The sequence below is a fragment of the Amycolatopsis sp. NPDC043885 genome (genome assembly GCF_056435685.1).
The window spans coordinates 427,729-451,247 of the sequence record NZ_JBWKEA010000001.1 but is presented as its reverse complement, the minus strand read 5'-3'; the positions used below and the strand labels follow the sequence as shown (position 1 = coordinate 451,247).

Here is a 23,519-nt window from a genome sequence, read left to right as displayed (position 1 = left end):
GCGGTCAGGTTCGCAGCGCCACGATGGCCCGCTCGACGCCGTGGAAGACGGCGTGCGTCTTGTACCGCACCTCCTCGGCGACGTGGTCGGGAGTCAGGATCTCGGCAAGGGCGCGAAGCGCGGCTTCGCCCTCGGCGACCGCGACTCGCGAGCCGGGGCAGGTGTGCCGGCCGAGGCCGAAGGCGAGTTCGTCGCCGGGGCCCAGCGGGATGGCCAGTTTGTCCCCGGCCGCGAAGTCCTTGCCCTTCAAGGAGAACGGCGCGGTCACGCGGCGGGCGGCGAAGCGAGTCGGGGCGATTTCGTGGATCAGGCCGCGTACGTCGTCGAGGACGTCCGGGCGGCGTAGGAGTTCGAGACCGGCGAGGGCGAGGAAGTTCATGGAGTTCTCGTACGCCGCGTGGGCGAGCATCACCGGCGTGATCATCAGCTCGTCTTCGGTGATCCGGCCTGCTTCGTGCGCTTCGCGGAGCAGCGCCAGCCCGCCGCCTTCGACAGCCGTCGCTTTGAGGAAGAACATCGCGACCCTGAGCGCGGCGGTGTCGGCCCCGGCGGGCCCGCCCGCCCAGACGTCCAGATTCGCGGCGGTCTCCGAAAGGTTCGTCAGCAGCTTCTCGCCGAGTGGCTCGGCCGTGCCCAGCACCGCCTCCGTCACCCTGGCCGCCACCGGCCTGGCGAAATCGGCGACCAGGTCGAACCGCGCACTCGACTTTAGCGGGCTAATCGTGACGCGGAGGTCTGTGAGCAGGGCATCCGGGAGGGGCTCCACGAGGGCGATGACCTCCTTGACAACCGCGCGGAGCCGCCGGTGGCCGGCGCCGTCCATCAGCAGGAGGTTCGGCGTCTCGGCCGCGGCACCGCCCGGGTTCGAGCTGAGCTCGCGGTCGCGCAGGGCCTTGGCGCGATCCGCCGGATCGTCCAGCACGAAGAAGTCGTCCACGTTCGTATGATGCCCATGCGCGGCCGGAGGATGTGCCAGTGTCACCAGAAGTGCCCGACGAAGTGTTGCGGACCCCGCTCGTGCGCCGCCTGCTCGAACGCGCCGACGCCGATCGTCCGGCGTACACGCACCTCGACTGCTCGAACCGGCACGAGCCTGTCGAGGACACGCTGACCTGGGCCGAACTGCTCGTCCACGTCCGCGCTGTCGCGGCGAAGCTGCGTGAGGTGATCCAGCCGGGAGACCGCGTGGCGATCACGGCGCGGCAAGACCTCTCTTACGTCGTCGCCTTCTTCGGCGCGCTGTACGCCGGGGCTGTCGCGGTGCCACTGTCCGCACCGGACGTCCGCGCTCACCGCGAACGGCTCGTCGGGGTCCTCAACGATTGCGACGCCGACATCTGGCTCACGTCGGAGTCCTTGGTCGAGCGGTTGACCGAGTTCGCCAGGGCCGAGGCGGTTCCGGCGCCCCGCGAGATCATCGCCGTCGACACCCTGCCGCTGGATCCGGCCGACCAGTCACCGCCGTCGCCGGTCTCCCCCGAAGACCCCGCCTACCTGCAGTACACCTCCGGCACGACGCGATCACCCGCCGGCGTGATCATCACGCATCGGGCGTTGTCGGCCGCCTGCTGGCAGATCTGCGACGCCTACGACGTCGACGAGCGCACCACATGCGTCGGCTGGATCCCGTTCTTCCACGACATGGGGCTGGCGCAGTTGCTCGCGGGGACGATGCACTGCGGCGGCCGGACGGTGTTCATCGCGCCGCTGGAGTTCATCCGGCGCCCGGAGCGCTGGCTGCTGCTGATGTCGTCGTATCCGAACACGCTCACCGCGGCCCCGAACTTCGCGTACGACCTGGTGACCGAGGCCGTGCCCGAGCTGAAGCGCGCCGAGTACGACCTCTCGACGGTGTCGATCGCGCTCAGCGGCAGTGAACCGGTCCGGGCGGCGACCGTCCGGGAGTTCCTCGCCGCTTATGAACCCCATGGCTTTCCGAGGGGCGCGTTCCGGCCGTCCTACGGTCTGGCCGAAGCCACGGTCTACGTCGCCAGCGGCGATTCCGGCGGCCCGGTGGTGACCGAGGTGGACGGCCGCGAAATCGTCGAGATCGGCTGGCCCAGGGGGCAGCGGGTCCGCGTCGTGCCCCCGCCGGATCGCGTTTTGCCCGCTAAAGTCGACATGGGCGAGATCTGGGTCAAGGGGCCCAACGTGGCCGCCGGGTATTGGCGCCGTCCGGAGTTGACCGCCGAGGTGTTCGGCGCCGAACTCGACGGGGAAGGCGGCTGGCTCCGCACCGGCGACCTGGGCATGATCCGCGACGGCAGGCTGTCGGTGACCGGCCGGATCAAGGACCTGATCATCATCGACGGCCGCAATCACAGCCCCCACGACATCGAGGAGACGGTCGCCGCCGCGCATCCTCTTCTCGCGCCCGAACGAGTCGCCGCGTTCTCGGTCGACGGTGATGAAGGCGAGGGTGTCGTCGTCGTCGCCGAGCGCGCTCGGAAGGCCCCGGACTTCGACGAAGCCGAGATCGCGCGGGCCGCCACCCGTGCCGTCGCCGAGCGGCACGACGTGCGGTTTCGTGCTTTCTTCCTGGTCAAACCCGGCGGACTGCCGAGGACCTCCAGCGGCAAGGTCGCGCGTTCCGCGGCCAGAACGCGGTACTGGACCGCGGATGGGACAGAATCCCCCCATGGCAGCTGACGGGAGCGAGTACGTCGACGAGATCAAGGCCCTCGTCTGCGAGACCTTCGACGTCGATCCGGACACCATCGACGAGAACACACCCTTCGCCGAGATGGGCGTCGACTCCCGGCGCCGCGTCCGGCTCCTGGCGACGGTCGAGGTGGAGTTCGGCATCGACATCGACCTCGACGAGCTGGATCGCCTGGTCGACATCCGCGGCGCGGCCACCGTGCTCGCCGAGGCGGTCGAGGCGGGTGCGAAACCCCGGAAACGCGGTCTACCAGGCTTCTTGCGCCGAAATCGTTTGAGTTAGCAAAGGTGTGAATGTCCCTGCGGCCCGGATGACCGGTGGGTACATTCTGTGTGCATATGCGATGGCACCTGATGCCGCCGGCGTGCGTCGTAGGTAGGACAACGAGGCGGATACAGCGGGACGAAGGGGGCACCGGTCATGCCGGACGGGGGCTACAAAGCCGATTCAGAGGCGATGCTCACGGCGTCGACGTCGTTGGAGCGCGCAGCTGAGAACACGACGTCCGAGGCGGGGAAGGTGGGGCCGACGCAGGTTCAGCCCGCGGACTTCGGCCGGGTCCACAAGGATTACCAAAAGGGCTACGCCACCGGGATCCTCGCCATTTCCGACGCGATGAAGGGGTACGCGGGCCAGCTCACCCAGCTCGCCGGCGGAGTCAGCACCGCGTCGACCCGCTACACCTCATCCGACCAGGCGAACGCCGCGGCTGCCAACAAGGCGGGAGCCCAGTAATGAGTGAACCGACGCCCGCCCAGGTACGGGAAATCCTGAACGACCCCTACATCACGCAGGGCACCAAAGACGCTTTGCTGAACCCGTTCGTCAACAGGGAAGAGGCTTACAAGAAGGCCGTCGCCGAACGCGACTCGAACGCCGCCGGGGACAAGAAGCAGGCGGCCGCCACGAAACAGGCCGACAAGGATCTCGACTCCATGTCCCGGCCGGCCGCGGGTGGTTCCACCACCAAGTCCGACCAGGTGCTCGACCTCGGAAAGCCGGCGCTGGACTTCTTTTCCGACTGGGCTGAGCAGGTCTGGAACAAGATGCCGGAGAAGTCGTACGAGATCAGCTACAAGACCGACATCTGGGACCGGTTCCACGAGAACCGTGAGATCAATTTCCAGAAGATGTTCGACGAGGTCGAAGATCTCGGCGACGCGAAGAAGGCCGTCGAGCAGACCCAGAAGGACGCCACGGCCGCGCTGACCACGCTCTTCCACGACTGGAAGGGCGAGGGCGCGACAGCCGCGAAGGTCAAGTACGAGCAGCGAATCCAGCCCGACGCGAAGGAACTCATCGCGCAGATGGACGGCGCCATCAAACTGGTGCCGTCGACCATCGACAAGATCTACAGCGCGCTCAAGCTGAAGGTCGACGAAACGCTGAAGCTCCGAGTCGACAAGGTCGCCACGGCGCCGCTGTACATCGCGAAGCAGGTCGTCGAGATCGCGAACGGCAAGGTCGATTCCAAAGAAAAGCTCATGGACGTCGCGTACTGGCTCGACTCCGCGTGCCCGGGCAACAACCTCGCCGAACGGCTGCGTCACGACGATTGCGATCTGAACGACGAGAACAAGGACTACGCGATCGGGGCCGCGAAGCAGTGGCTGAAGGGCTCGTTCGCCACCGAGTTCGGTGAGCGTTTCGAGAACTTCAAGAAGCTCTGCAAGAACGCGACCGAGACGATCAACACGCAGTATCACGAGCTGTCGCGGTTCATGGAGGACTACACGAACCCGTTCCCCGCGCCCGGATCCGAGAAGCCGCCCGCCGACGACGGCAAGGGCAAGGGCAACGACAACGGCGGCGGGAACACCGGCGGCGGTACTGGCGGTGGAAGCGGTACTGGCGGCGGAAGCGGGAGTGGCGGTGGCGCCGGCACGCCGCCCGCCGCGTCGGTTCCCGAAGCGCCGAAGCCGGAGGACAAGCCCGCCGAGGGCATGAACCCGGTCACCGGCAAGCCGCTCGAGCTGGACCCCGAGACCGGCAAGCCGTACCCGATCGACCCTGCGACGGGTGAGGCGATCAAGGACGGCATCGACGGTCAGGACACCATGACCGTCCAAAAGGGCGACAACAAGATCGAGATGACCGAGCCGGATAAAGACGGCAAAATGGACATCAAGGTCGACGACGGCAAGGGCAACGAGAAGGACTACAAGCTCGACTTCGACGACCCGAAGGGCGAAGAGGGCAAGGACGGCGAGTTCGGGCCGAAGGGCACGGTCAAGGAGGGCGAGCCCGGCCCCGACGGCGTCTACCGGCCCGGCCCGGACGGCAAGATCCACATCCAGGACGGCAACCTCAAGATCACCGCCGAGCAGCCGGACGGCCCGAACGGCCCGACCGTGGTGACCGTCGACGACGGCAAGGGCGAGCCGACCACCTACACCCTCGACGAAAAGGGTGAGAAGAAGGAACTCAAGACCGGCGACGTCCTCGAGACCGACGACATCAAGAACGGCCTCGACGACCGGAACCCCGGCAACCCGCAGCCCGGCAAGGTCGAAGATGTTCGTCCCATGCCCGCCCCCGCCGACGGCGGGATGGCGCCCGGTGGCGGCGGCGGTAGTGGCTTCAGCGCTCCAGGCGGAGTCGAGGTTGGCGTCGGCGCCGAAGGGACCGCTTCGGTGTCCGCGGGGGCCGAAGCGGCCGCGGGCGGCGCGTCGGGTTCCGGCGGCGATGGCACCGTGCCGACCGCGGGAGGCGGCGGCAGCTTCGAAGGCGCGATCGGCAGCCCCCTCGAAGGTGCTTCGTCGGGGTCGCTGAACGAAGCCGGTTCGCTGGAAGCGGGCATGCAGTCCGGAGGCGGCGCGCAGCCGGCCGGGGCCGAGGGCGGTCTCGGGATGGCTCCGGGCGGGATGGACCCGGCGCCCGCGAACGCCGGTGCCGCGAGCTCGCCCGCCGGAATGGGCGGCATGATGGGTGGCATGGGCGCCATGGGCGGCGCGGCCGGTGGTGGCGGGGGTGACACGCAGCGCGGGTCGAGTCAGTACCGCGTCGAAGGCGGCATTTTCGAGACCAGTGGCGCGGGCGGCCGGATCAGCGGCTCGCTCGACGACGAGGGTGGCGACCGTTCGATCAGTTACGAGCGATGATCGGTAGCCGGGGAACGAGGGAGGACCGATGAGCGCTGTTGACCGGCTGGCGGCCGCCATGTCCAGGCAGGACGCCGCCATCACGGAGCAGTTGGAGCAGCGCGGGCTGCGGGAGCGGCATCTCGCCGACGCCAAGGCCCAGGCGGTGGAGACCATGCAGAAGGACGCCGCCGTCCACGACAAGTACGCCGCGCACATGCAGGAGCTGGGGAAGCGGAGCAAGGAGGCGGGCGGCTGGCTGACCGGCAAGACGACCGCCGACCGCAGCCACACGATCGGCTTCGACATCGAGGACGATGACAAGCCGGACGCCCGGTTCGCCGAGTTCGGTGCCCGTCCTGACGCGTCGCGGCCGGTAGCGCCTCCTCCTCCGCCGCCCCCGCTCCCGGTCGCGCCGGGGGTGCCCGGAATGCCGGCGACGGTGGACGTCCCGCCCGCGGCGCCGACGCCCGCTCCCAGCGCCGCGGCGCCCGAAGCGCCTGGCACGCCCGCGCGTCGCCGCGGTCGTCACGCCCGTGACGACAAGGGATTCGACGACGACGACTTCTCGAACAACTCGTGGATGGTCGACTGACCGGCTTCACCCCCGGATCGCGTTTAGCCCGCTAAACGCGATCCGGGCGGGTCAGGCGGCGGGTTCGTCCTGGAGTTCGATGGGGGCGCGTTTGACGTCGGCGTCCAGCAGGGGCTGGTACTTCGTCGTCCCCGTCAGGTGGGTGAGGAAGAACGCGGTGAACAGCGCCCGCGTCAGCTGCTGGGTCCCGCGGTGCGGCTTCCCGTGCAGCAGCAGCTGGCTCCAGTGCCTGCCCTCGGTGACACCGAGGTGCGACGACTTCCCGAGCTTCCGGAGCTGCACCGGCCCGCCCCACGCGTCCGCGATCGCCTCGGCATGTCCGACGGGCGGCGCGACCAGGTCTTCGCCCGCCGCGAGGTGCAGGCCGGGCGCGGTCACCGATCGGGCCGACACCGTCGCCGGCGGCAGCGTCTGCGCGGGGGTGATGGTCGCGACCGCGCGGATCTCGGGTCGCTCGTCGTTCTCGGCGGCCTGTGCGGCGGCCAGTACCGCCGAACCGCCGCCGGTCGAATGCCCGGCCAGGCCGAGTTTCGCCGGGTCGACGCTGATGCCGTCCGGTCCGAGGCGGACGGTCGTGATCAGGTCGAGCGTCGTGAGCAGATCGCCTGCCAGCAGCCGGTGCGAAGGCAGCGGGCCGCGCTGGGTGGCCGGGGCCGCCGCGACGATGCCCCAGCTCGCGAGGTGCCGGAGCAGGTGCCGGTAGCTTCCGGTCGGCTGCAACCAGCCGTGCCCGAACGCGATCGCGGGCAGACCGAGTCCCGAACGGGGGGTGAACACGACGCCGGGCAGTCCGACCAGGGCGAGGTTGCCGCGCAGAACCTCGTGCGGACCTGGGTGGGACAGCTCCGCGAGCAGCTGCTTGGGCTTGCTGGCCATGCTCGTGACCTTACTGCCCGCGCTTCCGTCCGGCCCGCGCGCCGCCCCGGCGTTCGCCTTTCGCGGGCTAACTGCGCTGCTTAGCGTGCCTAAGCGTCGCGTTTAGCCCGCTGAACGCAGGTGCGGGCGCCCGGGCGAAGGGGCCGAATTTCCGTCGTTAGGCTGGTGGCCGTGTGTGGAATCGTGGGATACGTCGGACACCGCCCGGCTCTGGACGTCGTCATCGGCGGGCTTCGCCGGATGGAGTACCGCGGCTATGACTCGGCGGGCGTCGCCGTCCTCGACGGCGTCGGTGCGCTGAACGTCGAGCGCAAAGCGGGCCGCCTGGCCAACCTGGAGACCCAGCTCGACACCGTCGGCAGGGACGCCTTCACCGGTACCGCCGGGATGGGTCACACCCGCTGGGCCACCCACGGCGCCCCGGTCGACCGCAACTCGCACCCGCACCGCGACGCCTCCCAGCGCGTCGCCGTCGTGCACAACGGCATCATCGAGAACTTCGCCGCCCTGCGCGCCGAGCTCGAGGCCGAAGGCGTCGAGATGGCGAGCGACACCGACTCCGAGACCGCCGCGCACCTGATCGCCCGCGCGTACACCGAGGGCGACACGAAGGGCGACTTCCCGGCCAGCGTCGCCGCGGTCTGTCGTCGGCTCGAAGGCGCGTTCACCCTGGTCGTGAGCATCGCCGACCAGCCGGACACCATCGTCGCCGCCCGTCGTTCGTCGCCGCTGGTCGTCGGTGTCGGCGAGGGCGAGCACTTCGTCGCCTCCGACGTCGCCGCGTTCATCGAGCACACCCGTGAGGCGGTCGAGCTCGGTCAGGATCAGCTCGTCGTGATCACCCGCGACGGTTACGAGGTCGCCGACTTCCACGGCGACGCCGCCCAGGCCAAGCCGTTCACCGTCGACTGGGACCTCTCGGCCGCGGAAAAGGGCGGCCACGAGTACTTCATGCTCAAGGAGATCGAGGAGCAGCCGGAGGCGCTGGCGAACACGCTGCGCGGCCACTTCGACGGCGGCCGGATCATCCTCGACGAGCAGCGCATCTCCGACCAGGACCTGCGTGACGTCGACAAGGTCTTCGTCGTCGCCTGTGGTTCCGCGTACCACTCTGGCCTCGTCGCCAAGTACGCCATCGAGCACTGGTGCCGCCTGCCGGTCGAGGTCGAGCTGGCCAGCGAGTTCCGCTACCGCGACCCGGTGCTGGACCGCGCGACGCTGGTCGTCGCCGTCTCCCAGTCGGGAGAGACCGCGGACACCCTCGAAGCCGTCCGCCACGCGCGCGAGCAGAAGGCCCGCGTTCTGGCCGTCTGCAACACCAACGGCGCGCAGATCCCGCGTGAGTCCGACGCCGTCCTCTACACGCACGCCGGTCCGGAGATCGGTGTCGCGTCGACGAAGGCCTTCCTCGCGCAGATCGCGGCCAACTACCTGGTCGGCCTGGCGCTCGCGCAGGCCCGCGGCACCAAGTACCCGGACGAGGTCGCCCGTGAGTTCGCCGAACTCGAGGCCATGCCCGCCGCGGTACAGAAGGTCCTGTCCACTGTGGACCAGGTCCGCGATCTCGGCCGTCGGATCGCCGACTCGAAGGCCGTGCTGTTCCTCGGCCGTCACGTCGGTTTCCCGGTCGCCCTCGAAGGCGCGCTGAAGCTCAAGGAACTGGCATACATGCACGCCGAGGGCTTCGCCGCGGGCGAGCTCAAGCACGGCCCGATCGCGCTGATCGAAGAAGGCCTGCCCGTCGTCGTGGTGATGCCCTCGCCCAAGGGACGGGCGGTGCTGCACTCGAAGCTGGTGTCGAACATCAGTGAGATCCAGGCTCGCGGCGCCCGCACGATCGTGATCGCGGAGGAGGGAGACGAGACCGTCCGCCCGTTCGCCGACGAACTGATCGAGATCCCGGCCGTGCCGACGCTGCTGCAGCCGCTGGTCTCCACGGTGCCGCTGCAGGTGCTGGCCGCCGAGATCGCCCGCACGCGCGGGTACGACGTCGACAAGCCGCGTAACCTGGCGAAGTCGGTCACCGTCGAGTAACAGACCGGAGGCGTCGTGCAGGGAATCTGGACCACGGAACGGATTCGCGCGGCGGAGGACCGGTTGCTCGCCGTCACTCCGGACGGCGAGCTCATGCGGCGCGCGGCTTTCGGTCTCGCGGTGCACGCCGCCGACATGCTGGCCGAGCACACAGGTTCGGTGTCCGGGCGGCGCGTGACGCTGCTCGTCGGGTCGGGCAACAACGGCGGTGACGCCTTGTGGGCGGGTGCGTTCCTGCGCCGCCGCAATGTGGCCGTATCGGCGATCCTGCTGAAGCCCGAACGCGCGCACGGCCCGGGTTTGGCCGCTCTGAAGCGATCCGGCGGCAAGGTCGTGTCCCTTGAGGACGGTCCACAGTGGATCCGGCGGGCCGACCTCGTCGTCGATGGGATCGTCGGTATTTCGGCGCGCGGGCCGCTGCGGCCGGATGCCGCGGCGTTGCTGGAGCACGTGAGTTCGCCGGTGCTCGCGGTCGATCTGCCGAGTGGGGTGGACCCGGACACAGGCGCCGTCGACGGCCCGGCGGTCGTGGCGGATCGGACCGTCACCTTCGGCGCGCTCAAGCCGGTGCACGCCCTCGCACCCGCTTCCTGCGGCGAGGTCTCGCTGGTGGACATCGGACTGCGGCTAACCGATCCCGATCTGCAGCGACTCGATACGGCGGACGTCGCCGCCGCGTGGCCGATGCCCGGTCCGGCCGACGACAAGTACAGCCAGGGCGTGGTCGGGGTGGCCGCCGGATCGGCGACGTATCCGGGGGCGGCCGTGCTCGCGGCCGGTGCGGCGGTGCGGGCGACTTCCGGGCTGGTGCGGTACGCCGGCCATGCCGCGGACGTGGTGCGCGGGCATTGGCCCGAGATCATCGCGACGGGTTCGGTGACCGACGCGGGCCGGGTCCAGGCGTGGGTCGTCGGGCCGGGGATCGGCACGGGGAACGAGGGGCGGGACGTGCTGCGGTTCGTACTCGGCCGCGGCGTGCCGGTGTGCGTGGACGCCGACGCGACGACGATCATCGCGCGTTCGCCCGACGTGCTGGACGCGCGCGATCCGGACACGCCGCTCGTGCTGACCCCGCACGCGGGGGAGTTCGAACGGCTGATGGGGGCGCCGCCGGGGGCGGACCGGGTCGCGGCGGCGCGTTCGGCCGCGCGGAAGTACGACGCCGTCGTGCTCTTGAAGGGGCATTGCACGGTGGTCGCGGCGCCGGACGGGCGTGCGCTGGTGAACACGCCGCGGGGGTCGTGGCTCGCGACGGCCGGTTCGGGGGACGTGCTGTCCGGTCTGGTCGGCGCGTTGCTCGCTTCGGGGCTCGACCCGTGGCTGGCGGCCGGCGCGGCCGCGCACGTGCATTCCCTCGCCGGATCCCTCGCCGCCGACGGCGCTCCCACCTCGGCTTCCGGCATCCTCGCGGCGGTCCCGGACGCCATCCGGTCGGTCCGCGCGCTGACCTCCTGACCAGAGCCCCGACCTGCGTTTAGCCCCCTAATCGCGCTCTGCGGGCGGGTGCCCTCAGAGCGCGATTAGGGGGCTAAACGCAGGTCCGTGGGCCGGAGGGGAAGGTGGCAAGAAATGCGAGAGTTATCGAGTTACGTGTTAACTCCGGGCGAATAATCTGGTAAAAAGCAGGTGTGAGCGCCGACACCCACCCCGCCGAGACCGCGACGGTCCGGGTCGTGAACGGTGTCGCCCATGTCTAAGACCAGGCCATCGGACGCCGCGGTCGAGCAACGACGCCAGGAGATCCTCGACCACGTCATCGCCACCGGCGAGGTCCGCATCGACGACCTCACCGCCCGCTTCGGCGTCAGCCTGATGACGATGCACCGCGACCTCGACGACCTCGCCGAGCGCCGCCTCCTCCGCAAACTCCGCGGCAAGGTCGAGGCCTACCCCGCGACGACCATGGAGTCCGCAGCCCGCTTCCGCGACACCTTCAACCAGGCCACGAAGGACGCGCTGGGCGAAGCCGCCGCGGCGCACGTCCACTCCGGTCAGACGGTCTTCGTCGACGACTCGACGACGCTCTTCCCGCTCGTCCGCCGCCTCGGCCAGGTCGAAGACCTCACCGTCCTCACCAACTCGCTCGAAGCCGCCCGCATCCTCGGCCCGGCCAAGAGCGTCGAGGTCGTACTGGCGGGCGGCCGCTACCACCACGAGTTCGACTCGTGCGCCGGCCCGGACGTCGTCGCGTTCCTCGACCGCACGCACGCCGACATCGCGTTCGTCTCGGTCGCCGCGGTCGCGGTCGGCCGCCTGTTCCACCCTGTCCAGGACTACGCCGAGCTCAAGAAGGCCGCGCTGCGCACCGCCGACCGCAACGTCCTGGTCGTCGACAACTCCAAGTTCGGCCGCACCGCCACCTACGCGTACGGCGACATCGGCGACTACGACCTCCTGATCACCGACGAAGAGGCGCCGACCGAGGAGATCGAGGCGGCGCTGACCGCGGGAACCGCCATCGAGCAGGTCGAGTGCGCACCGGAGGGCCCGGAATATGAGTTCTGAACTGGTCGCCGGAATCGACTCGTCGACCCAGTCGACGAAGGTCGTCGTCTGCGACGCGAACACCGGCGAGATCGTCCGCACCGGCCGCGCCTCGCATCCCGACGGCACGGAGGTCGCCCCCGCCGCCTGGTGGGACGCGCTCCGCGAGGCCACGGACGGCCTGCTCGACGGCGTCGGCGCCATCGGCATCGGCGGTCAGCAGCACGGCATGGTCACCCTCGACGAGGCGGGCGAGGTCGTCCGGCCCGCGTTGCTGTGGAACGACACCCGGTCCGCGAAGGCGGCCGAAGACCTCAGCGGCGAGCTCGGTCCGGAGAGCTGGGCGAAGTCCGTCGGCTCGGTGCCGGTCGCCAGCTTCACCGTCACGAAGCTGCGCTGGATGGCGGAGAACGAGCCGGCGCTGGCCGATCGCGTCGCCCGCGTTCTGCTCCCGCACGACTGGCTGACCTGGCGGTTGCTGGGCTCCGGCGCCGAGCCGGTCACCGATCGCGGCGACGCTTCCGGCACCGGTTACTTCTCGCCCGCCACCGGCGAATACCGCCAAGACCTCCTCGCGCACGCCTTCGGCGGCCGCACTCCCGAACTGCCCAAGGTCATCGGACCCGCCGAAGCCGCGGGCCACACCCCGGACGGGATCCTGGTCTCGGCCGGAACCGGTGACAACATGGCCGCCGCGTTCGGTCTCGAACTCGTCCCCGGCGACGTCGTCGTCTCGCTGGGCACCAGCGGCACCGTCTTCGGCGTCTCCGAAACCGCGAGCGCCGACCCCTCCGGCATCGTCGCGGGATTCGCCGACGCCACCGGTCGCTTCCTCCCGCTGGCCTGCACCCTCAACGCGGCCCGCGTGCTCACGGCCACGTCCGCGATGCTCGGCGTCGAACTCGCGGAGTTCGACAAGCTGGCGCTGACGGCCGGGCCCGGCTCCGGTGGCCTCACCTTCCTGCCGTACCTCGACGGTGAGCGGACGCCGAACCTCCCGGACGCCAACGGCACGCTGTTCGGCCTGACTCGCGCGAACATGACGCCCGAGAACCTCGCCCGCGCCGCCGTCGAAGGCATGCTGTGCGGTCTCGCCGCCGGTCTCGACGCCCTGCGCGAGCAGGGACTCGAAGTCCGCCGCGTGCTCCTGATCGGTGGCGGCGCGCAGTCGGCCGCCGTCCGCGCGGTCGCGCCGATCGTGTTCGGCGTGCCCGTCGTCATCCCCGAAGTCGCCGAGTACGTCGCGGTCGGTGCCGCGCGGCAGGCGGCCTGGGCCCTCGCTTCCAGCACGGAACCTCCCCGCTGGCAGGAACAGCACGGCTACACCCCACTCGAGCCGACCGAGGCGGACAGCGCCGAGGGGCGCCGGATCCGGCGACGGCATCTCGAAGCCCGCGAACTCGGGCACGGCATTTCCGCGAAACCGAAAGAGGACTGAACCGATGGCCACGATCACCTACGACAAGGCGACCCGGCGCTACGCGGGCTCCGAGCGGCCCGCCGTGGACGCACTCGACCTCGAGATCGCCGACGGCGAGTTCCTCGTGCTGGTCGGGCCTTCCGGCTGTGGCAAGTCCACCAGCCTGCGGATGCTCGCCGGCCTCGAGGACATCGACGAAGGCGCCGTGTGGATCGGCGACCGCGACGTCACGCAGCTGCCGCCGCGCGCCCGCGACATCGCGATGGTGTTCCAGAACTACGCGCTGTACCCGCATATGACCGTGGGCCAGAACATGGGCTTCGCGCTGAAGATCGCTGGCCGTCCGGCGTCGGAGATCAAGCAGAAGGTGCTCGACGCGGCCAAGCTGCTCGACATCGAGCAGTACCTCGACCGCAAGCCGAAAGCGCTCTCCGGTGGTCAGCGCCAGCGTGTCGCGATGGGCCGCGCCATCGTGCGTGAGCCGCAGGTCTTCCTCATGGACGAGCCGCTGTCGAACCTCGACGCGAAGCTGCGTGTCTCCACCCGTACGCAGATCGCCGCGCTGCAGCGCCGCCTCGGCGTCACCACCGTGTACGTCACGCACGACCAGGTCGAGGCCATGACGATGGGTGACCGGGTCGCGGTCCTTTCGGACGGTCTCCTGCAGCAGTGCGACACCCCGCGCGCCTTGTACGACCGGCCCGCAAACGCTTTCGTCGCCGGGTTCATCGGCTCGCCCGCGATGAACCTCGTCACCGCGAAGCTCACCGAAGACGGTGCCGAGCTGGGTGGCGCGCGGGTGCCGCTGACGCGTGAGATCCTCGCCAAGGCCGACGGCGACACGGTCACCCTCGGCTTCCGCCCGGAGTCGCTCGAGGTGACCACCAGCGAGGACGGCACCGTGCCGGTCAAGGTCGACCTCGTCGAGGAACTCGGCTCGGACGCGTACGTGTACGGCAAGCTGGCCGAGACCGACGCCGAAGGCACGAAGTCGAACGTCGTCACCCGTGTCGACCCGCGCAAGCCGCCGGCCATGGGTGACACCCTGCACCTGCGGATCCGTCCCGACGAGCTGCACGTGTTCTCCGCCACCGACGGGGCGCGCCTGTCCTGAGCCGGTTCGTGGGAAACTGGTGGTCGTTATGACCGCCAGTTTCCCGCGTGCCGAGGTCGTCATCGACCTGTCCGCCATCCGGCACAACGTCGCCCTGCTCGCATCCCGCGCTCCCTCGGCCCAGACCATGGCCGTGGTCAAGGCGGACGGCTACGGGCACGGAGCCCTCGAGGTCGCCCGTGCCGCCGTCGAGGGTGGGGCCACCTGGCTGGGCACCTGCTCTCTCGGCGAGGCGCTCGCGCTGCGCCGGGCGGGGATCGGTGTTCGCCTCTTCAGCTGGCTCGACACTCCCGAAGCCGACTTCGCGCCCGCGGTCGCCGAAGACATCGACGTCGCCGTCAGCTCCCTCGACGAGCTGGCCCGCGTGGCCGATGGCGCGCGCCGGGCACGCGACTTTAGCCCCCTAAACGCGATCTGCCGGGTGCACCTCAAGATCGACACCGGGCTGTCCCGAAACGGCTGCCCACCTGCGGAATGGCCGGCGCTGGTCAAGGCCGCGGCGGCCGCCAAGCCGCTCATCGACGTCGTCGCGATCTGGTCGCACCTCGCCTGCGCCGACGAGCCCGGCCACCCCTCCATCGACGCGCAGGCGAAGCGGTTCGACGAGGCCTACGACATCGCTCGCGCCGCCGGCCTGGACCCGATGCGGCATATCGCGAACTCCGCCGCCGTGCTGACCAGGCCCGACCTGCACTTCGACCTCGTGCGCCCCGGGATCGCGATCTACGGGCTGAACCCGGTGCCGACCGGCGACGATCTGCGCCCGGCGATGACCTTCAAATCGTCGGTCGTGCTCACGAAGCGGATCCCGGCCGGCGAATCGGTCTCGTACGGCCACAGCTGGACGGCCGAACGCGACACCACGCTCGCGCTGGTTCCCGTCGGATACGCCGACGGCGTGCCGCGGTCGCTGTCCGGGCGGATGGACGTCCTGCTCGCCAGGAAGCGGCGGCCGGTCGTCGGCCGCGTCTGCATGGACCAGCTCATCGTCGACTGCGGAGACGACGAGCCGTCCATCGGCAGCGAAGTGATCCTCTTCGGCCAAGGCGCTTCCGGCGAGCCGACGGCCCGGGAATGGGCCGACAAGCTGGGGACGATCGACTACGAGATCGTGACTTCGATGTACCGCCCGCGTATCCACCGGACGTATCTGGAGGCAGGCTCGTGACACCTTCACGAAGACTGCTGGCCATCGTCGGCGGTGTCGGGGCGGTGGCCACCGGCACCGCCGCCGCGATCGCCGTCGCCGCACAGCAGCGGCGGCAGAGTGAGGATCCGTTCGTGGACGAGCCGTTGGGGGATCTCGCACCGGATCGGACATCGACAGTGGCGGCGGAGGACGGCACGCCGCTCGCGGTCGAGGAGATCGATCCGGCCGATGGAGGAGAACCGGAGCTGACCGTCGTCGGCGTGCACGGTTTCGCGTTGTCGAAGCGCTGCTGGCACTTCCAGCGGCGAGACCTCGCGTCGCTGAAGCTGCCGCGCGTGCGACAGGTGTACTTCGACCATCGCGGGCACGGGCAATCCGGCGCCGCGACCGCCGAGACCAGCACCATCGAGCAGCTGGCGCGCGACCTCGACATGGTCCTGCGCTCGGTGGTGCCGGAGGGGCCCATCGTGCTCATGGGGCACTCGATGGGCGGCATGGTGATCATGGAGCTCGCCTCGGAGCATCCCGAGCTGTTCGACGACCGTGTCTGCGGAGTCGCGTTCATCGCGACCGCGGCGGGTGAAGTCGGCGCTCGGGGACTGCCGAGATCACTGCTCTCGAAGTACAACCCGCTCACACGAGGCGTCGGCGGGCTGGCTGGCTGGCAGCCGGGGCTCGTCGAGTTCGTGCGCGCGGCGGGTGGGCAGCTGACCCGGCAGGCCGTGCGCAGGCTGGCGTTCGGCAGCCGTGACGTGTCGCCGCGACTCGTCGACTTCATGCTGGAAATGCTCGAAGTCACGCCGGTGCGCGGGCTCGTGAACTTCGTCGACACGCTCGGCAGCCACAACCGGTACGCCGCGCTCGCCGGGTTGAAGCACGCGCACGTGCTGGTCGTCGGCGGGGATTCCGACCGGTTCACGCCGATCGCGCACGCCGAGCGGATCGCGGCGGAGCTGCCGGACGCGGAGCTGGTGCGCGTCCGCGGCGCGGGGCACATGGTGCAGCTGGAACAACCCGAACTGGTGAACAGCCACCTGATCGACTTGGTGCAACGATGCACGGGCACCGATGGTGAGACTTCCGAACGGCGGACCTGGTGGTGGCAACGCTGATGAATTTCGCTTTCCCGACTCCCGAGTCGACGATGGACTTCGGGCGTGAGCTCGGACGCTCGCTGCGCGCGGGCGATCTGGTGCTGCTCGCCGGGCCGCTCGGGGCGGGCAAGACGACGCTGACCCGCGGGATCGCGGACGGTCTCGGGGTCGGAGGGCGGGTCAGCTCGCCGACGTTCGTACTGGCCAGGGTGCATCCGGCGGGGGCTTCCGGGGTCGCGCTGGTACACGTGGACGCGTACCGGCTCGGTGGGGATCTCTCGCAGCTGGACGACCTGGACCTCGACACCGAACTGGAGCGATCCGCGCTGGTCGTCGAATGGGGCGAAGGGTCCGCTGAACGCCTGTCGGACGACTACCTCGTCGTGCGGCTTGAGCGCCGTGAGGACGATGTCCGCTTGGTCACCCTGGAGCCGCACGGCACCTGGACGTCCCGCACGCCAGACCTGCGTTTAGCGGGCTAATCGCGATCTGCGGGCGTGGGCAGGGCGACCTGCGTTTCGCGGGCTAATCGCGATCTGCGGGCCGACCTGCGTTTAGGCCCCTAATCGCGATCTGTGCTGTCCGACTTGCGTTTCGCGGGCTAAACGCGATCCGCCGGGCCGACGACGGAGCGCGCGATCCCCAGGTCGACAAGGTCTTGGGGGCGTAGCCGCAGCCGGTCCGCGAGGGCGGGGGCTTCGTCGGCGGACAGCTTGAGGATCGCCGCGGCCGCTTCCGGCGAGGTCACCGAGAAGTACGCGCTGGGCGTCACCCACGTCGACCCCGGCGCCGCGAACGCGAGCGCGCCTCCGGACCCACCTTCCCCGATCACCAGAGTCGTGATCGGCACGGCCGCGCTCGCGACCGCCTCGAACAACTCCGCGATCGCCGCGCCGGCCCCGGCCCGCTCGGCCGCCTCGTCGTTCGCCGCGCCCGGGGTGTCGACGAGGGTGAGGACCGGGATTCCGAGCCTCGACGCGAGCCGCACCAGACGCGCCGCCGTCCGAAAACCCGCGGGCGACGTCGGCGTTCCGCACTGCGCGGCGTACGCGATCGCTCGGCCGCCTCGCCAGCCGAAGCCGCATAAGACACCGGAGTCGACTCCGCCGCACCTGTCGCCCGAGACCTCCTCACGCCAGTCGAAGTACGCGTCGAGGTACTCCGCTGCCCTCGGCCGCTCGGCGGAGCGCGCGGCTTGGACCGCGTCCCATCCGCTGTCGGGCAAGTCCGTCACCCCGAGCGCGCCAGGCGGCTCCGCGGCTTCCGGCGTCGGCGAAGTCAGGAGGCCCAGCCACCGTTCCAGTGCGGCGGGAAGGTCGGCAGACGCCACGATCTGATCGACTTGGCCCCACGCGAGCTTCGCTTCGGCCGTGTACGCCTCCGCGGGTGCGCCGACGGGCCGCACGCGGGAACCGGCGAAACCGACCTGTGCCTCGGGCAGCGCGAGAACGACGTCGGCGCTCGCGCCGAGGGTCGCCCAGCCGCCGCCCGTGGTCGGATCGCGCAGCACCGAGATCTGCGGCACCGACCGGGCTCCGGCCGCCGCCCGCGCGATGCGCTGCAACTGCGAAAGGGCCCGCATCCCGTGCTGCATGCGGCTGCCGCCGGTCGCGATCAGTGACACCACGGGCAACCGGGATTCGACCGCCCGCGCGAACGCCGCTTCGACGCGGTCACCGGTCCGCAGACCGATCGACCCGCCCAGGAAGCCGAACTCGAAGGCGATCACGACCGCTTCGACGGCGCCGATCCTGGCGGTCCCGCAGACCACGGACTCGTCTTCTCCAGTTCGCTCTTCGGCGGTCTCGCGTGCCGAGCGGTAACCCGGCCAGCCGATCGGCCCGTCGTCTGGCTCCTCGGAACGCGGGACGTCCAGATCCTCGAAACCGGTCGCGATTCCCTTGATGACGGACCGCGCCGAGGGCCTTCTCATCCGAGCGCCCGCTTCATGACCTTGCCCATGTCGTTGCGCGGCAACGCTTCCAGATAGCGGACCACCCGAGGCCGTTTGTGCGGCGACAACAGGCGCGAGACGTGGTCGGCGAGTTCCGACTCCGCCGGGCGTTCTCCTTCGGGCACCACCCAGGCCACGATGCGCTCGCCGAGGTCGTCGTCGGGCTCGCCGGTCACCGCCACCTCCGCGACGCCGGGATGCTCCATGAGCGCGTTCTCGATCTCGCCCGCGCCGATCTTGTAGCCGCCGCTTTTGATCAGATCCGTCGCCTTCCGGCCGACGATCTTCACGTATCCGGCCCCGTCGCGGGTCGCCATGTCGCCGGTCCGGAACCAGCCGTCGTCGAAGGCGGTTTCGGTGGCGTCGGGGCGGTTGAGGTACTCGGTGAACAGGTTCGGCCCACGGACCTGGATCTCGCCGACGGTCTCGATCTCCTCGACGGGCTTGCCCGCTTCGTCGACCAGCCGGAGATCGACGCCGCGCAGCGGGACACCGACTGTGCCGGGCACGTGTTCGCCGTCGGCGCGAATGCTGGTGTTCATGAGGGTCTCGGTCATCCCGTAGCGCTCGATCACGCGCCGGCCGGTCGCCGCGGTGATGCGCTGGTGATCGTGGACGGGCAGCGCGGCCGATCCGGAGACGAGCAGCCGGGCGCCGCCGAGGGCTTCGGCGAGCGACGGGTCTTCACCGACTTCGCCCGCGATGCGGTGGTACATGGTCGGGACGCCGAACATCATCGTCGCTCCGGAGGCGAGTTCGCGTGCGACGCCTTCGGTGGAGAAACGACCGAGACGCCGGACCGAGCCGCCGCGCCGGAGCGGCCCGAGGATGCCGAGGATCAGGCCGTGCACGTGGAACAGCGGCAGACCGTGGACCAGGACGTCGTCGGCGGTCCATTCCCAGGCGTCTTCGAGCGCGTCGAGAGTCGTCGAGATGGCGCGCCGGGGGAGGACGACGCCCTTGGGCGGGCCGGTGGTGCCGGAGGTGTAGACGATCAGCGCCGGGGCTTCGGCGTCCGGTTCGGCGGGGAGATCGACAGGCGTGCCTTCGAGGACGACGTCGCGGCGCGGCAGGCCGCTGAGCCCCGCGGGCAGGTCGACGCCCGGTTCGGCGAGTACGAGGACGGGCTCGCTGTCGGTGAGGATGTGCGCGAGTTCGCGCTCGCCGATCTTCGGGTTGAGCGGGATGGCGGGGACGCCGGCGAGCAGGGCGGCGATGACGGCGACGCTGGTGTGCACCGACGGCGTCGCCCAGACGGCGACGCGGTCGCGCGGCAGGTCGCGGGCGAGTGTGCCGGCGATGGCCGCGACGTCGTCGTAGGTGAGGGAGATGTCGCCGAAGCGCAGCGCCTCCTTGGCCGAGCCGCTCGCCAGCGTGGGGAACAACCGATCGGGCACCGTGTGACCTCCTGCTCGATTCCGCCGGCCGGGCACGTGGCCCTCGCAGGACCGTACCGCGCTGCCCACCCGCACCCCTGCGACCAGCTTCACACCCGCGGCGGGATCGCGTTTAGCCCCCTAATCGCGATCTGCGGGCCTGAGGCGCCAAGCTCCACCGGATCGCGTTTGGCGGGCTAAACGCGATCTGCGGGCGGAGAGCGGGAGCGACTTTAGCCCCCTAAACGCGATCCGGCGTCAGGGGAGCGGCGACGCCACCCGATCGCGTTCAGCCCGCTAAACGCGACCCGGGACGCTGGTCGTAGGCTGGGTAACCGTGCTGGTACTGGCCATCGACACCTCGACCCCGGCGGTCACCGCGGGCCTCGTCGCCCTGGACGGCGACGTCCTCGAGTCGCGCGGCGACCGCGTCACGGTTGACCCGCGCGCGCACGGCGAGCTGATCACGCCCCACGCCCTCGAAGCCGTCAAGGCCGCGGGCGTCACGCTTCGCGACCTCGACGCCATCGTCTGCGGCGTCGGCCCCGGCCCCTTCACCGGCCTTCGCGCCGGCATGGCCACCGCCGCGTCGCTCGCCCACGCCCTCGGCATCCCCGCGTACCCGGTGTGCAGCCTCGACGCGATCGCCGCCGACGTCGCCCCCGGCGAAGCGCCCTTCCTCGTCCTCACCGACGCGAGGCGTCGCGAGGTCTACTGGGCCGCGTACGCCGCCGACGGCTCCCGCACCGACGGCCCCCACGTCGAGCGGCCCGCCGACCTCGAGACCACCATCAAGGTCGCGGCGGGTGACGGCGCGCTCCTCTACGCGGACACCCTGGGTGTCCAGCCGATCGAGCCGCGCTTCCCGTCACCCGTCGGACTGGTCAAGGCCGCCCGCGAGGACTTCAACAAGAAGCCAAGCCCACTTACCCCGCTGTATCTCCGCCGCCCGGACGCCGTCGAACCGGCCGCGCGCAAGAAGGTGACCACGCCGTGAGGCTGGAACCCTTACGCCGCAAGGACATCCCCCGCTGTGTCGAGATAGAGAAGATCCTTTTCCCCGGCGATTCGCCGTGGAGCGCCTACGCCTTTCACGCCGAACTCGACGTTGGCGGCTACTACCTGGTCGCCCGTCCGGACGAAAGCGACGAGGTCATCGGTTACGCCGGGCTCGCCGTCGTAGGCCGCCGCGGCGACTACGAGGCGAGCATCCACACGATCGGCGTCGACCCCGGCCACCAGCGCAAGGGCATCGGCACCACGCTGCTGAAGGCGCTCCTCGACCGCGCGGACGAACTCGCCGCGCCGGTCTTCCTCGAAGTCCGCACCGACAACGACGCGGCGATCACGCTCTACGAGCGGCACGGTTTCGAACGCGTCGGCCTCCGGAAGCGCTACTACCAGCCTTCCGGCGCCGACGCCTACACGATGGCCCGCCCGCGGGCCCAGGTCCGAGACGAGGTGGCGGGCTGATGCCGCGCATCATCATGGGCATCGAGAGTTCGTGCGACGAGACCGGTGTCGGCCTCGTCCGCCTGCACGACGACAACACGGTCGAACTCCTCGCCGACGAGGTCGCCTCCAGCGTCGACCAGCACGCCCGCTTCGGTGGCGTCGTGCCCGAGGTCGCCAGCCGCGCGCACCTGGAGGCGATGGTCCCGACGGTCGAGCGGGCCTTCGAAAAAGCCGGGCTCCAACTGTCCGATGTGGACGCAATCGCGGTCACCGCGGGACCCGGGCTTGCCGGCGCGCTCCTGGTCGGCGTCGCCGCGGCCAAGGCCTACGCCGCCGCGCTCGACATCCCGCTCTACGGCGTCAATCACCTGGCCGGGCACATCGCCGTCGACACGCTCCAGCACGGCCCGCTGCCCGACCGCTGTCTCGCCCTGCTCGTTTCGGGCGGGCACACGCAATTGCTGCTGGTGGACGACATCGCGTCCGAGATCACCGAACTCGGGTCCACTGTGGACGACGCGGCGGGCGAGGCCTACGACAAGGTCGCCCGCGTACTCGGCCTGCCGTACCCCGGCGGCCCGCCCATCGACAAGGCCGCCAAGAACGGTGACGGCGCGGCCATCGCGTTCCCCCGGGGGATGACCGGGCCGCGCGACGCGAAGTTCGACTTCTCCTTCTCCGGCCTGAAAACCGCCGTCGCGCGCTGGGTCGAAGGCGCCGAACGCCGCGGTGAGGACATTCCCGTCGACGACGTCGCCGCGTCGTTCCAGGAGGCCGTCGCCGACGTGCTCACCATGAAAGCCATCCGTGCCGCAAAGGAACACGGCGTGGACACGCTGGTGATCTCCGGCGGCGTGGCGGCGAATTCGCGACTGTCCGAACTCGCCGCCGAGCGTTGCGCCGAAGCCGGGATCACCCTGCGGGTTCCGCGGCCGCGGCTGTGCACCGACAACGGCGCGATGATCGCCGCGCTCGGCGCGCACGTGGTCGCCGCCGGACGGCCGCGGGCATCACTCGACTTCTCCGCGAATCCGGCGCTGCCCGTGCAGATCGTCTCGATCTAGCGCGATTCGGCGGCGGTGCGTGGCGCCGGGGCGAGGTCGAGCATTTCCTCCAGCGCGGCCACCGACAACGCGGCGGCATTGCCGTCGCCGTAAGGGTTTCCGGCATGTGTCGGATGGAGGTCGCCACACAGGATCTTCGCCGCGGTGTCCGCGATGAGGCCGGTGTCCGTCCCGACCAGCCAGGCGCAGCCGGCCTCGACGGCTTCGCGTCGTTCGGTGACGTCGCGGAGCACGAGGACGGGTGTGCCGAAAGTCGGCGCTTCCTCTTGGATACCACCGGAATCGGTCAGGACGAGCTCGGCGAGCCGCAGCGCGCGCACGAGGTCGGGATATTCGAGCGGTTCGGTGATCGTCACCCGCGGGGTCCCGCCGAGCGCGGCCGTCACCTGATCCCGCACCGCCGGATTGGGATGCACCGGGAACAGAACTTGGACGTCGCTGTGCTCCGCGACGATCAGCTCGATGGCCGCGAGCGTGCGGCTCAGCGGCTCGCCCCAAGACTCGCGCCGATGCGACGTCACGAGGACGAGGCGTTCGCCCGCCTCGGCGATTTCCATCTCCAGCAAGGCGAGCGCGGTGTCCCTCGCCGGGAGATCCCGCTCGGCGATCGCGATCACGGCGTCGACGACGGTGTTGCCGGTGACGGCGATCCGTTGGCGCGGAACACCTTCCGTGCGCAGAGCGGCCGCGGCGGCCGGTGTCGGCGCGAGATGCAGGGCGGCGATACGCGAGATCATCTGCCGCGTCCCCTCTTCGGGGAACGGCGCGGCGAGGTCGTGCGTGCGCAGGCCCGCCTCCAGATGCACGACCGGGATGCCCAGCCAGAACGCGGCGAGCGCGCCGGCCAGCCCCGTCGTGGTGTCACCCTGGACGACGACCGCGGCCGGGGCGACGCGTCGCAGCACATCGTCGAGCGCGGGCAGCAGCCCGGAAACGAGTTCCGCCTGGGTGCCGGTGGTCCGGGGCGGGGTGTCGAGCCAGGCGTCGACCGGCAGTCCGAACGGGATCAGCGCCTGTTCGACCATGCCCTGATGCTGTCCGCTGTGGACGACGAAGGGCCGTAGGTGCGGGTGCTCCGCCAGCGCCAACGCCAGCGGCGCGAGTTTGACCGCCTCCGGCCGCGTTCCGGCCAGCAACATCACATCCACGCGTTCGCGCTCC

General features: G+C 70.3%; 21 protein-coding genes. 16 read left to right on the top strand and 5 right to left on the bottom strand.

Annotated elements, in window-relative coordinates:
* Positions 1 to 4 precede the first annotated feature (4 nt).
* Positions 5 to 937, bottom strand: a complete 933-nt coding sequence (locus AC069I_RS02265; protein ID WP_478224985.1) for a cytochrome P450 family protein — start codon at positions 935 to 937, stop codon at positions 5 to 7.
* A gap of 50 nt (positions 938 to 987) precedes the next feature.
* Here AC069I_RS02265 and AC069I_RS02260 point away from each other — a divergent pair, with 50 nt between their 5' ends.
* The 5 genes from AC069I_RS02260 (at position 988) to AC069I_RS02240 (ending at position 6,337) form a co-directional block, all read left to right on the top strand.
* Positions 988 to 2,649, top strand: a complete 1,662-nt coding sequence (locus AC069I_RS02260; RefSeq protein ID WP_478264684.1) for a fatty acyl-AMP ligase — start codon at positions 988 to 990, stop codon at positions 2,647 to 2,649.
* A complete protein-coding gene (locus AC069I_RS02255) occupies positions 2,639 to 2,944 on the top strand; it encodes an acyl carrier protein (protein WP_020633351.1) in 306 nt (101 codons plus the stop codon). Before AC069I_RS02260 ends, AC069I_RS02255 begins: the two co-directional genes overlap by 11 nt.
* A gap of 138 nt (positions 2,945 to 3,082) precedes the next feature.
* Entirely contained in the window at positions 3,083 to 3,397 is a 315-nt protein-coding gene (locus AC069I_RS02250) for a hypothetical protein (RefSeq protein ID WP_276366451.1), read from the top strand.
* Positions 3,397 to 5,763, top strand: a complete 2,367-nt coding sequence (locus AC069I_RS02245; RefSeq protein WP_478264683.1) for a collagen-like domain-containing protein — start codon at positions 3,397 to 3,399, stop codon at positions 5,761 to 5,763. The genes AC069I_RS02250 and AC069I_RS02245 overlap by 1 nt, the downstream gene beginning before the upstream one ends.
* Before the next feature lie 28 nt (positions 5,764 to 5,791).
* Positions 5,792 to 6,337 (top strand): hypothetical protein, encoded by a 546-nt coding sequence (locus AC069I_RS02240; RefSeq protein WP_478224988.1) that lies wholly within the window; start codon positions 5,792 to 5,794, stop codon positions 6,335 to 6,337.
* A 51-nt stretch (positions 6,338 to 6,388) separates the two neighbouring features.
* Here AC069I_RS02240 and AC069I_RS02235 read toward each other — a convergent pair whose 3' ends face one another.
* Complete coding sequence (locus AC069I_RS02235) at positions 6,389 to 7,213, bottom strand: dienelactone hydrolase family protein (RefSeq protein WP_478264682.1); 825 nt, start codon at positions 7,211 to 7,213, stop codon at positions 6,389 to 6,391.
* A 171-nt stretch (positions 7,214 to 7,384) separates the two neighbouring features.
* Here AC069I_RS02235 and glmS point away from each other — a divergent pair, with 171 nt between their 5' ends.
* The 8 genes from glmS (at position 7,385) to tsaE (ending at position 16,991) form a co-directional block, all read left to right on the top strand.
* On the top strand, positions 7,385 to 9,247 hold the full coding sequence (gene glmS, locus AC069I_RS02230; RefSeq protein ID WP_478224990.1) for a glutamine--fructose-6-phosphate transaminase (isomerizing): 1,863 nt from the start codon (positions 7,385 to 7,387) through the stop codon (positions 9,245 to 9,247).
* Positions 9,248 to 9,262: 15 nt separating this feature from the next.
* Complete coding sequence (locus AC069I_RS02225) at positions 9,263 to 10,702, top strand: NAD(P)H-hydrate dehydratase (protein ID WP_478264681.1); 1,440 nt, start codon at positions 9,263 to 9,265, stop codon at positions 10,700 to 10,702.
* A gap of 234 nt (positions 10,703 to 10,936) precedes the next feature.
* A complete protein-coding gene (locus AC069I_RS02220; RefSeq protein WP_478264680.1) occupies positions 10,937 to 11,752 on the top strand; it encodes a DeoR/GlpR family DNA-binding transcription regulator in 816 nt (271 codons plus the stop codon).
* Positions 11,742 to 13,169, top strand: coding sequence for a xylulokinase (gene xylB / locus AC069I_RS02215; RefSeq protein WP_478264679.1), 1,428 nt, complete (start codon positions 11,742 to 11,744; stop codon positions 13,167 to 13,169). Before AC069I_RS02220 ends, xylB begins: the two co-directional genes overlap by 11 nt.
* Before the next feature lie 4 nt (positions 13,170 to 13,173).
* Positions 13,174 to 14,265, top strand: coding sequence for an ABC transporter ATP-binding protein (locus AC069I_RS02210; protein ID WP_034304347.1), 1,092 nt, complete (start codon positions 13,174 to 13,176; stop codon positions 14,263 to 14,265).
* A 28-nt stretch (positions 14,266 to 14,293) separates the two neighbouring features.
* Positions 14,294 to 15,433, top strand: coding sequence for an alanine racemase (gene alr / locus AC069I_RS02205; protein ID WP_478264678.1), 1,140 nt, complete (start codon positions 14,294 to 14,296; stop codon positions 15,431 to 15,433).
* Positions 15,430 to 16,527, top strand: coding sequence for an alpha/beta fold hydrolase (locus AC069I_RS02200; protein WP_199745637.1), 1,098 nt, complete (start codon positions 15,430 to 15,432; stop codon positions 16,525 to 16,527). The genes alr and AC069I_RS02200 overlap by 4 nt, the downstream gene beginning before the upstream one ends.
* Complete coding sequence (gene tsaE / locus AC069I_RS02195; protein WP_478224994.1) at positions 16,527 to 16,991, top strand: tRNA (adenosine(37)-N6)-threonylcarbamoyltransferase complex ATPase subunit type 1 TsaE; 465 nt, start codon at positions 16,527 to 16,529, stop codon at positions 16,989 to 16,991. The genes AC069I_RS02200 and tsaE overlap by 1 nt, the downstream gene beginning before the upstream one ends.
* A 119-nt stretch (positions 16,992 to 17,110) precedes the next feature.
* Here the strand turns inward: tsaE and AC069I_RS02190 are convergent, their stop codons facing one another.
* Positions 17,111 to 18,442: a carboxyl transferase domain-containing protein gene (locus tag AC069I_RS02190; RefSeq protein ID WP_478264677.1), complete on the bottom strand. Its 1,332-nt coding sequence runs from the start codon at positions 18,440 to 18,442 to the stop codon at positions 17,111 to 17,113.
* Positions 18,439 to 19,860 (bottom strand): acyl-CoA synthetase, encoded by a 1,422-nt coding sequence (locus AC069I_RS02185; protein ID WP_478264676.1) that lies wholly within the window; start codon positions 19,858 to 19,860, stop codon positions 18,439 to 18,441. Before AC069I_RS02185 ends, AC069I_RS02190 begins: the two co-directional genes overlap by 4 nt.
* A gap of 316 nt (positions 19,861 to 20,176) precedes the next feature.
* Between AC069I_RS02185 and tsaB the strand changes: the two genes are divergently transcribed.
* The 3 genes from tsaB to tsaD are packed head-to-tail and all read left to right on the top strand — an operon-like array spanning position 20,177 to position 22,358.
* A complete protein-coding gene (gene tsaB / locus AC069I_RS02180) occupies positions 20,177 to 20,836 on the top strand; it encodes a tRNA (adenosine(37)-N6)-threonylcarbamoyltransferase complex dimerization subunit type 1 TsaB (RefSeq protein ID WP_478233966.1) in 660 nt (219 codons plus the stop codon).
* A complete protein-coding gene (gene rimI, locus AC069I_RS02175) occupies positions 20,833 to 21,312 on the top strand; it encodes a ribosomal protein S18-alanine N-acetyltransferase (protein ID WP_478224998.1) in 480 nt (159 codons plus the stop codon). Before tsaB ends, rimI begins: the two co-directional genes overlap by 4 nt.
* Positions 21,312 to 22,358, top strand: coding sequence for a tRNA (adenosine(37)-N6)-threonylcarbamoyltransferase complex transferase subunit TsaD (gene tsaD, locus AC069I_RS02170; protein WP_478224999.1), 1,047 nt, complete (start codon positions 21,312 to 21,314; stop codon positions 22,356 to 22,358). Before rimI ends, tsaD begins: the two co-directional genes overlap by 1 nt.
* Here tsaD and wecB read toward each other — a convergent pair.
* Positions 22,355 to 23,506, bottom strand: a complete 1,152-nt coding sequence (wecB, locus tag AC069I_RS02165; RefSeq protein ID WP_478265147.1) for a non-hydrolyzing UDP-N-acetylglucosamine 2-epimerase — start codon at positions 23,504 to 23,506, stop codon at positions 22,355 to 22,357. The genes tsaD and wecB overlap by 4 nt on opposite strands.
* Positions 23,507 to 23,519 lie beyond the last annotated feature (13 nt).